Below are 8,931 nucleotides of genomic sequence, written 5' to 3'. Positions count from 1 at the left end.
ATCCAAACTACCGAAAACTCCTAGAATACGGCTCTCTCAGAGCCTGACTCTCCCAAAATATGTCCGAACTGTTGAGACAGGCTATATGTAGTAAATCGTACAGAAGTAAGCTTTCTAATGTTTTAAGCTTCAGCGGTATTTCGCATACAGCATTATGCACACTACACAAGAACGATCGTGCAATTCTGCGTTTATATTGCCTCGAAACTGCACCTTTACTGAAACTGATTGGAAAGCCCTTGCGCCGTTTTGGTATCCGATCGCGTTCTCGCAGGAAGTCACGGATCGACCGTTTGCCGCAAAGCTGCTCGATGAACGGCTCGTGCTGTTTCGACTTTCCGATAGCTCGATCGTTGCAGCACGGGATTTGTGTTTGCATCGCGGTGCTCCTCTGAGTTTGGGATGGGTTGAGAACGATGAACTCCAATGCAAATATCACGGCGTCTGCTACGACAAAAGCGGTCAATGCACGCGTATTCCCGCTCAACCGGATGCCGCAATTCCCGCTCGGCTGAAATTGACGACCTACGCTGTCACCGAACGCTATGGTTTAGTGTGGGTAAGGCTTGTGGATAACGGTTCAGTCCATTTTCCCTCCTTTCAGGAATGGAACGATCCAGACTATATTCAGGTACTCCCAGCCAGCGTGGCGATCGAAGCTGCCGCAGGTCGTCAAGTCGAAGGCTTTCTGGATGTGAGTCATTTTGCGTTTGTTCACACCGAATCCTTTGGCGAGCGCGAAAATCAAGAAGTGCCAGATTATCCCGTTGAGCGACTACCGCACGGGTTTAGCGCTGATTATGTCAGCACTGTGAGCAACTATCCGCACGGTCTAAAGCATCTGAGTCCGCCTGGGTTTAAGTGGCGTCGATTGTTTGAAGTGTGGCTGCCGTTCACAGCGAAGTTAACCGTTACCTTTCCGAACGGGAAGTTACACATCCTGAATGCTGCCTGTCCGGTTTCAGCCCGCAAGACGCGCTTGTTTGTGCCGATTTGCCGCAATTTTGACAAAGATGCACCCCTGCAAGACACGCTGGACTTTAACGATCAAGTGTTTGGCGAAGATAAGGACATTGTTGAAGAACAGTATCCCGAAGATTTACCGATCGCGCTGCAAGATGAAGTCCACATTGCCGGGGATAAAAGCTCGATCGCCTATCGCAAAGGATTGGCGGCATTGGGTCTAGGACGATCGTTTACCGCCTAACTCCTATCTCAATAGATTTTCGGAGATCGAAACCATGAGCGCTGATTTAGAATTTCAAAAACCGATTCCGCCAAAGCAATCCTACACAGGTTGGCAAGCAGCACTGGCAGAGTTCTTCCAGTTTGATTTCTACAGAACCAATTTCAAAACAGAGACTCTCGCGGGTATCACCACGTTCATGACGATGGGATACATCTTAGTCGTCAATCCGATCGTGCTGTCAAACGCGATTTTTCTACAACAGCCTGGAGATTTGTTTTCGCAATTGGCTGTGGCAACCGCTGTTGCGGCGGCAGTTGCAACCTTCTGCATGGCAATTTTAGCAAACTACCCGTTCGGGCTGGCGCCTGGAATGGGAACGAATGCCTTTTTTGCTTTCTCAGTTGTAATCGGACTGAAAATCGATTGGCGATTGGCGCTGTCCTGCGTGTTTGTTCAGGGGTTAATTTTTATCGCTCTGACATTCACGGATGTACGTCGGTTATTGATCGTGGCAATTCCCAGGTCGCTCAAGCACGCAACCGCAGCAGGGATCGGCTTGTTTATTGCCTACATCGGTATGTCAGGAGATGTTGCCAAAGGGGGAGCCGGATTGATTGTGGCAAATCCAGCCACAAAAACCGCGTTTGGCAGTTTAGCAGAACCGAACACGCTACTCGCTGTGGCGGGTTTAGCGATGACAGCCGGATTGGTGGTTCGGGGCGTCAGAGGTGCGTTACTATTTGGAATTTTTGGCACCGCAATTTGGGCTTGGCTGTTCAAGGTTTCACCCCCACCTCAAGGATTTTTTGCGCTGCCAGAATTGCCAAAAGACATTTTTGGTCAAGCAATTCTGGGCATTGCTAATCTGAACTCCGACAATTTTCTTGACTGGATTGCAGTGCTGTTTGTATTTCTGTTTGTTGATATTTTTGACACGATCGGGACGCTAACGGGTGTGGGAATGCGGGCAGGCTATATCGGCCCGGATGGCGAGTTGCCGCGTGCAAATAAAGCACTGATGGCAGATGCAATTGGCACCACAATCGGCCCGATCTTCGGTACGTCGAGCGTGACGGCTTATGTTGAATCCGTCGCAGGCGTTGCCGAAGGCGGTAGAACTGGATTTACCGCTTTAGTTGTGGCAGCATTATTTGCGGTGTCGCTGTTTTTCATTCCGGTGTTTAAAGCGATTCCGGCTTTTGCAACGACGCCGACGCTGGTCATTGTTGGCGCGATGATGTTGGCTGAGGTCAAAGAAATTCCCTGGGATGATATTTCGGAAGTGATTCCAGCGTTTCTAACGATATTCCTGATTCCATTGACTTATTCGATCGCGGAAGGGTTATCGATCGGATTCATTGCCTATCCGATTGTGAAAACCTGCCAAGGTAGAGCCAAGGAAGTGTCTGGGGGAACTTGGATCATTGCGGGCATCTTCGTGATTCGGTTCATCTTTATGTCGCTGCGGTTTCATCATTCAGCAGCCTGAGCCGGCTCAGGCGAGAGCCAACTGCTAGGTTTGAATGACTTACCAGTTGTTTAGGCGACGCCGATAGTTTAATCTGCTTTGCTGTAGGCGAGTTCCCCCAGGATGTAGGTTGCGTGAACGGCTCGATCGTCGCCCATGATGATTAAACTAAAGGCACGATCGGCAAGTTCTTCCAGCGTTGTTGCGGGTGCCGCAGAATTGCGAAATGCCATGAGCGGCGTCGATCGCAAGTCCAGCACCACAAAATCTGCTTCTTTACCCACCTCGAAATTGCCAATGCGATCGTCCAGACATAACGCTCTAGCGCTGCCCAGCGTAGCGAGAAACAATGCTTGAAATGCAGAGAGAGAGTATTGTCTCAGTTGCGCGACTTTGTACGCTTCATTTGCCGTTTGCAGCATCGAAAGACTCGTTCCTGCACCAACATCTGTGGCAAGCCCTACTTTAATCGGAACGTCGATCGACTTCGCTTTTTCAATATCGAACAACCCACTGCCTAAGAACAAATTTGACGTAGGACAGAATGCGATCGTGGATTTTGCTTCAGAGAGCCGTTGAAATTCTGCATTCGTCAGTTGTACGCCGTGTGCAAAGATCGATCGCTCTCCGACTAATCCGGCTCGATCGTACACATCGAGATAGCCTTTGCACTCGGGAAAAAGTTCTTTTACCCAAGCAACTTCATTAACGTTCTCTGATAAATGCGTGTGCAGATAAACATCAGGATACTCTTGCAACAGTTTCCCTGCTAGCTTCAGTTGTTCCGGGGTTGAAGTCGGTGCAAACCGAGGCGACACCGCGTATAACAATCGTTGATTGTGATGCCATTTTTCAATCAGCTTTTTGCTATCTTGATACGACTCTTGGGCCGTATCGGTCAGATATTTCGGTGCATTGCGATCCATCATCACTTTACCAGCAATCATCCGCAGATTTCGACGGCTCGCTGCCTCAAAAAAAGCATCGACTGATGCTGAAAAAACCGCTGCTAAAACAACTGCCGTCGTGGTGCCGTTGCGTAATAGTTCATCAAGAAAAATAGCTGCAACCTGTTCGGCGTATTCTCGGTCTTTAAACTTCAGTTCGGTTGGAAACGTATATTGATTCAACCAATCCAAAAGCTGTTTTCCGTAAGCAGCAATCATTCCAGTTTGAGAGAAATGCACGTGAATATCAATAAATCCAGGCATCAACAGCATTCCTGGGTATTCAGACACAGTGATGTCTGAGAACTTCTCTTTCAGGCGATCGTAAGCTCCAAAAGCTTTAACAATTCCGTTTTCTACAACCAGCAGACCATCTGGAACATAGCGAACGCTTTGATTTTGGGCAACATAAAAAGGATCTTCCACAAAATCTAGAAAAGCACCGCGAAAAGCTTTAATTGAGTTTTTAGATACAGATAAATTTTGGTTAATTGCCATGTGAAAAATTGTTTGGTTTTGGAGGTTGGCTCAATCTTATTAAAATGATTGCTTGTAATGTCAGATTTGTAAGTTACATTTACTACAAAAATATTTTTAAGACTAATCTAATCGCATTATTACTGCTGCGACGCACCGGCTCGCGATGAGGTATGGTGTGTCGCTAGGAGAAAATCGAGTTGATTTAGAGATTGTCGATCGCGACGCACCGGCTCGGTATCTACTACGCTCGGATTTGATATCAATCCTCAGCATCAGGATCGAGTCCCATCGATCGCAGCCGCTCCGCTAACTGGGCGAGTTTTCGCTCTGCTTGTTCGGCTTTTTCCCGTTCTTGTTCGGCTCTTTCTCGTTCTTGTTCGGCTCTTTGTCGTTCTTATTCGACCAGGGCCCGCTCAATTTCAACTTGTTCGGAGCCTGTTAACAGCAAATTCCCCTGCCAATCCCACCACCGCAGCCAAAGAAGTTCTTGATTTTGATAGCTTCCTTGCCACAGTCCCAATTCTACATCTAGTACAGGAATGGGATAGTGACCGCGTTTGGCTCCATCCTTCGATACACAAAATCTATCAGGTGATAGACCTCTAAATTGCCCGTTTTCATTTCATAAATGCCGTAGTAAGGAATGCGGATAATTCTCTCGTACACCCAAAACTTACCGGGTTTAGTTGTTGTACCGTCAGCGGCCACAGAAAGCGGAGTAGGTGAAGCGAAGCTATCCCGAAGGGAATCGCGCTCTTCCTCTCCATTACCGCTAGCAAATTCTAAAGCAATGAACGGAGCCATGTGTTCCCGCCAAAGTACATAAGAACGGCGAAAACCGTCAAGTGTTGCCGGTACATTCGGCACGTAAAACCAATCCGGTGCTTCTGCACCTCGCTCTGGCGGGTCAGTTTCTCGCCACTAAATGCCGCAATCTTGCCCGATCGCATATTGTCCGTCTGGATGCAGCCGCTCTACAACTGGCCCGATCGAATCTGTAAGAATTATGCTCTGAGGATGCTCGTGAAAATTTTTTACAAATGTACCGTCTTCGTCTGGCAATTTGGTATGGTAGGGGAATGCAGGAGGCAGATATGTAGCACTTATTGGCCCATTCATCGTCTTTTCCGTGCAGTTATTGTTCATTGTACTGCGAAATTTTAGAGCAATCAGATTTGAAACTTTAGCTAATATTCGCTAATATGGAAAAGCGATCGTAAAAGGTAAGTCAGATGGTTGTCGCAATTTCTAAAGCAGGATTGGGTACAGGTGCGGCTTTCCTGTCAAACGTGACATGGGAGACTCTGGAAAAATTGGATGCTGATTTGGCGGACACTGGGGCGCGTTTAACTTATTTGGATGGGTGTTTAGAAATTATGGCTCCTTTATCTGAGGATCACGAAGAACCTAAAAACACTTTAGGCCAGCTTTTAGAAATTTATATGCGGATGAGAAATATTCGTTTCTACGGGCGCGGCAGTACAACCATCGGGATGAAGGAATTGGGTGCACGGAAAGAACCAGATGAGTCTTACTGTTTGGGTACGCGCAAATCGGTTCCAGATTTGGCGATCGAAATAACAGTGACGAGTGGTGGAATTGATACGCTGGAAATCTATCGTCGTGTGGGAGTGCAGGAGGTTTGGTTTTGGGAGGATGGGGTAATTTCGGTTTATTGCTTGCGTCCAACGGGGTATGAATTGGTGAGTAAGAGCGAACTTTTGCCGGAGTTAGATTTGCGATCGATCGAGTTTTATTCGCGGATGGCCGATCAATATGATGCGGTGAATGCTTTTATGCGATCGATGTAGAATAGAAAAGAGTAATTCAGTGGTTTAATTGCGTTGCAATCGGGTGAAATTACCCATAGGTTATAGAAGATTTAATTTGCACAGATGCTTAAATATTAGAGGGATTACCGCAATATCAACCACTCCACGCTTTGATTGACCAATCACATAAAATTTAAAAACTTTTTTGAGACTCGATAAAATTGCTCAAATCTATAATATCAATAATATTCGGCTTGATTTTTTGCTGGATATTTATTTTATGCTTGATAATATTTTCCCAGCACCTCTCTATATCTTCTATATTAATACCTTCACAACTTTTGTGCAATTCAAGATATTGAAATATTGGTCGAGATAATTGGGATTGTAAATGTTTTTTTCTGTTTTGAGGAATTACGATATACATTGGGAAGGTTGGGTCTATAAAGGTTAAGGGATTTAATTTAACATTAGCCACAAAATCACCCATACGTAATAGTCCAGAGTGAATTGCAGTAGTGCATTCAATTTCAAATAATGCTACTACTTTAAACTGGTCTTTTTCATTTAGCCATATTACATCAATTAATTTACTAATTTTTTCAACTTGTTTTTCTAATCCACCAATAGAGAATCCTTCCATTGTTAATTCTTTAAGTTTACCGAACCTAGAGTCCTCGAAAGTATCGTCCCCGAATCTATAGTCCTTTGAGTGATCGTTTCGAGCAATCCATACTCTATAGCCTAATTTTTGTCCTATCTCTGCCAGAATTCCCTGCATTTTAGTATGTCTTGAAATCTGTGGTAAAGCTGGTCGATCTTTTTTCTGGAAACTATCTTGATTTTTTGGTTCAGATTTTAATGTTCTGTTAATGGGTTGAATGGGGTATTCTGCAAATAAATTTAACTGAATTATATCGCTTTTTTCAATGACTTTTTTTACTCCTATAGCATCGGTTATATCAGCCCTTTCGATATTTTTTACTGTTTGGTACTTAGCATTGGTAAGCTTAGCGCTTCTAAGATTAGCCCACTCTAGGTCTGCTCCTTCAAGATTTGCGTCTCTCAAGTCTGCATAAATAATATCTGACCATTTCAGATTAGCCCCTATAAGAGATGCCCCTCTTAATTGAGCGCTGATTAAATTAGTATAGCTGAGATTGCTATAATTTAAGTTTGCATTGCTCAAATTTGCACCACTTAGATTAGCAAAGCTCAGATCAATTTCTGTCAAATCAGCATCCCTTAAGTCACAAGCATGAAAATCTCTTCTGCCTTCTGCATAAAGTTCTTTCAGTTTGTTTTCATCTATATTCATAAAGTCCTCTCAACTATCTTATTAAGGTACATTGCTCTAAGTGACAGTAGAGCATATTATCTGTGTTCGCCCTACCTCCTCACTGGCTGAAATCCCTGCACAAAACTTATCCAACGTGGTACTTTATCACCTGTAATATTTAGAATAGGAATGTTGAAACTTCTGACATCGGGGCGACCGATTTCACCAGCAGAAAAAGTAATATTCGTAGGTTCCGATTTACCTAAACCATAGGCACTAACTATTTGATTAGCAAGTCGGCAGGTTATTTCAAAACTTCCCATATTAATCGTGCCACCTCCAGCCTCGTAATTCCATGTAATACCGGGTGTCAAAGTCCCCTCCTGACACATAAAGTGAGTGACTTCAAACATTTTAGCAATGTGAACATCATATCGCCTTAAGCGTCCTCCATAGGCCGATGCTCTGGTATCACTTTCTGGTACTACAATCGATCCAAATCCTTCGTCAAAACCAAGCTTCATCGGTAGTGCCGTGGAACTTGTGAGCGGTTGACTCGCTTGAGGTTGTACGCGAGTCGGTGACATCTGTATTGGTTTGACAAATTGACTATTAGCGCGAATAAAACAACCTTGCGCCGCACCAGCAGTGTAGTTTTTTCCTACAAAAAGCCAAGGTAAACCCCTGGTATCAAGGAAAGTAACACCAGCATTACCAGGAAAGCTTTCAAAACGCTGTCCCTGTTTTAAAACACCAACTACAGACCAATTAAAAACATCAAATGGAGTGCGGTTGTCAACACGCATAAATTCTTCAAAAGAAGAATTCATGCGACAATTTAACCCCTTTGGGTCTGGGTCTACTACTTCCCAATAAGTATGATAATATCTTCCCATATAATCCCCTTGATTATTAGGACTTGGGAAAGCTGCTGTAGAACCCAGTTTAGCTGTTCCTAATACCAGAAGAGTGGCAAGAGAAATGGTTTTTAATTCTTTTAACATGGGACTCACTTTTTAAAGACTACATTTATTGGCAATCAAAGCGCGATCGCACTTCTTCAACAACCTCCATCCCACCTCATGGGATGAAAAGCCTACTTACACCCATATAGCGATTAATACCAAGCACAATCTCAATTAGACTCTCAACACAACGTTCTCGATATTCCCAATCATTCAGTAATCTATCAGCGTTGCCAATCGTAATCACAGGTAATAAATTAGGAGTATTTTATTCGCATTACTTGTTCTAAGGAATTCTTGCCTTTCATACTGCGATTAGCTGTCAGCAAAATCATCTGATTTTCTAGAGCAAGTCGGCAAACTACCCTGTCATCGCTATCAATGGGTAATTCCATTTGTGCAAAGGTGACAAAACGAATTGGGATGACATCAAGCCAACCTTGATTAGCAATAGAACCAAAGAAAATTATGGCGTGGCCGTTGAGATTATGATCTATCAAAAAAATCCTGCTTTAGCCTCACGTTTTGCCTTAGCCGCTCGAAGTTTTTCCCAAGCAGCTTCGGTTCCTTGTCTTGGTGGCTGGGTGGCTATTCTGGCAATGAGATCTCGATTTTTTTCTTGATAATATAGCCGCAATTCCTCAGCTTCCTTAGGAACCATTTGATACTCAGCTTCAACATCAGCGCGATTTTCCTCAATATAAGTTAAAGCCGCATTAATTTGTTCCTCTGTAAGGTCAAACAATCCCCTGATAAACTTAGCGGGACTTAAACATAAAATACGATAAAAATAGGTTATAATGCTTACATAGCAAGCATATAACGTTAAAA

Annotated in this window: 9 protein-coding genes and 1 pseudogene; 4 read left to right on the top strand and 6 right to left on the bottom strand. The window is 44.2% G+C overall.

Annotated elements, in window-relative coordinates; all coding sequences use genetic code 11:
• Window positions 1-154: 154 nt before the first annotated feature.
• Together QUA13_RS30450 and QUA13_RS30445 are read left to right on the top strand one after the other, a co-directional pair.
• A complete protein-coding gene (locus QUA13_RS30450; RefSeq protein WP_333204565.1) occupies window positions 155-1,207 on the top strand; it encodes an aromatic ring-hydroxylating dioxygenase subunit alpha in 1,053 nt (350 codons plus the stop codon).
• A 34-nt stretch (window positions 1,208-1,241) separates the two neighbouring features.
• Window positions 1,242-2,678 carry an NCS2 family permease gene (locus QUA13_RS30445; RefSeq protein WP_333204563.1) on the top strand — a complete coding sequence of 479 codons (1,437 nt, stop codon included), beginning with the start codon at window positions 1,242-1,244 and terminating at the stop codon, window positions 2,676-2,678.
• 68 nt (window positions 2,679-2,746) lie between these two features.
• On the opposite strand, the gene guaD is transcribed toward QUA13_RS30445, so the two are convergent.
• Window positions 2,747-4,102 (bottom strand): guanine deaminase, encoded by a 1,356-nt coding sequence (gene guaD, locus QUA13_RS30440; protein WP_333204562.1) that lies wholly within the window; start codon window positions 4,100-4,102, stop codon window positions 2,747-2,749.
• Between the two features lie 157 nt (window positions 4,103-4,259).
• Here guaD and QUA13_RS30435 point away from each other — a divergent pair, with 157 nt between their 5' ends.
• Window positions 4,260-4,394, top strand: a complete 135-nt coding sequence (locus QUA13_RS30435) for a hypothetical protein (protein WP_333204567.1) — start codon at window positions 4,260-4,262, stop codon at window positions 4,392-4,394.
• Here the strand turns inward: QUA13_RS30435 and QUA13_RS30430 are convergent.
• Window positions 4,344-5,203: pseudogene (locus tag QUA13_RS30430) on the bottom strand (Uma2 family endonuclease). The gene QUA13_RS30435 and the pseudogene QUA13_RS30430 overlap by 51 nt on opposite strands.
• Before the next feature lie 113 nt (window positions 5,204-5,316).
• Here QUA13_RS30430 and QUA13_RS30425 point away from each other — a divergent pair.
• Window positions 5,317-5,895: a Uma2 family endonuclease gene (locus QUA13_RS30425; protein WP_333204559.1), complete on the top strand. Its 579-nt coding sequence runs from the start codon at window positions 5,317-5,319 to the stop codon at window positions 5,893-5,895.
• Between the two features lie 154 nt (window positions 5,896-6,049).
• Here the strand turns inward: QUA13_RS30425 and QUA13_RS30420 are convergent, their stop codons facing one another.
• The 4 genes from QUA13_RS30420 to QUA13_RS30405 form a co-directional block, all read right to left on the bottom strand.
• Window positions 6,050-7,174, bottom strand: a complete 1,125-nt coding sequence (locus QUA13_RS30420) for a pentapeptide repeat-containing protein (protein WP_333204557.1) — start codon at window positions 7,172-7,174, stop codon at window positions 6,050-6,052.
• 71 nt (window positions 7,175-7,245) lie between these two features.
• Window positions 7,246-8,139 (bottom strand): hypothetical protein, encoded by an 894-nt coding sequence (locus tag QUA13_RS30415; RefSeq protein WP_333204555.1) that lies wholly within the window; start codon window positions 8,137-8,139, stop codon window positions 7,246-7,248.
• 218 nt (window positions 8,140-8,357) lie between these two features.
• Window positions 8,358-8,600 (bottom strand): hypothetical protein, encoded by a 243-nt coding sequence (locus QUA13_RS30410; RefSeq protein ID WP_333204553.1) that lies wholly within the window; start codon window positions 8,598-8,600, stop codon window positions 8,358-8,360.
• On the bottom strand, window positions 8,597-8,931 hold a 335-nt coding region (locus tag QUA13_RS30405; protein WP_333204551.1), incomplete at its 5' end, for a DUF433 domain-containing protein. The genes QUA13_RS30410 and QUA13_RS30405, both read right to left, overlap by 4 nt.

It is taken from the genome of Microcoleus sp. S28C3, from assembly GCF_036700785.1.
GTDB lineage: Bacteria > Cyanobacteriota > Cyanobacteriia > Cyanobacteriales > Microcoleaceae > Microcoleus > Microcoleus asticus.
The sequence above is the reverse complement of the archived record's forward strand: the minus strand, read 5'-3'. Positions and strand labels throughout refer to the sequence as shown.

Bases quoted from the DNA above. Each gene is read 5' to 3' on its own strand.
- QUA13_RS30450 (WP_333204565.1), top strand. From the start codon at position 155: ATGCACACTACACAAGAACGATCGTGCAATTCTGCGTTTATATTGCCT.
- QUA13_RS30445 (WP_333204563.1), top strand. From the start codon at position 1,242: ATGAGCGCTGATTTAGAATTTCAAAAACCGATTCCGCCAAAGCAATCC.
- guaD (WP_333204562.1), bottom strand. From the start codon at position 4,102: ATGGCAATTAACCAAAATTTATCTGTATCTAAAAACTCAATTAAAGCT.
- QUA13_RS30425 (WP_333204559.1), top strand. From the start codon at position 5,317: ATGGTTGTCGCAATTTCTAAAGCAGGATTGGGTACAGGTGCGGCTTTC.
- QUA13_RS30420 (WP_333204557.1), bottom strand. From the start codon at position 7,174: ATGAATATAGATGAAAACAAACTGAAAGAACTTTATGCAGAAGGCAGA.
- QUA13_RS30415 (WP_333204555.1), bottom strand. From the start codon at position 8,139: ATGTTAAAAGAATTAAAAACCATTTCTCTTGCCACTCTTCTGGTATTA.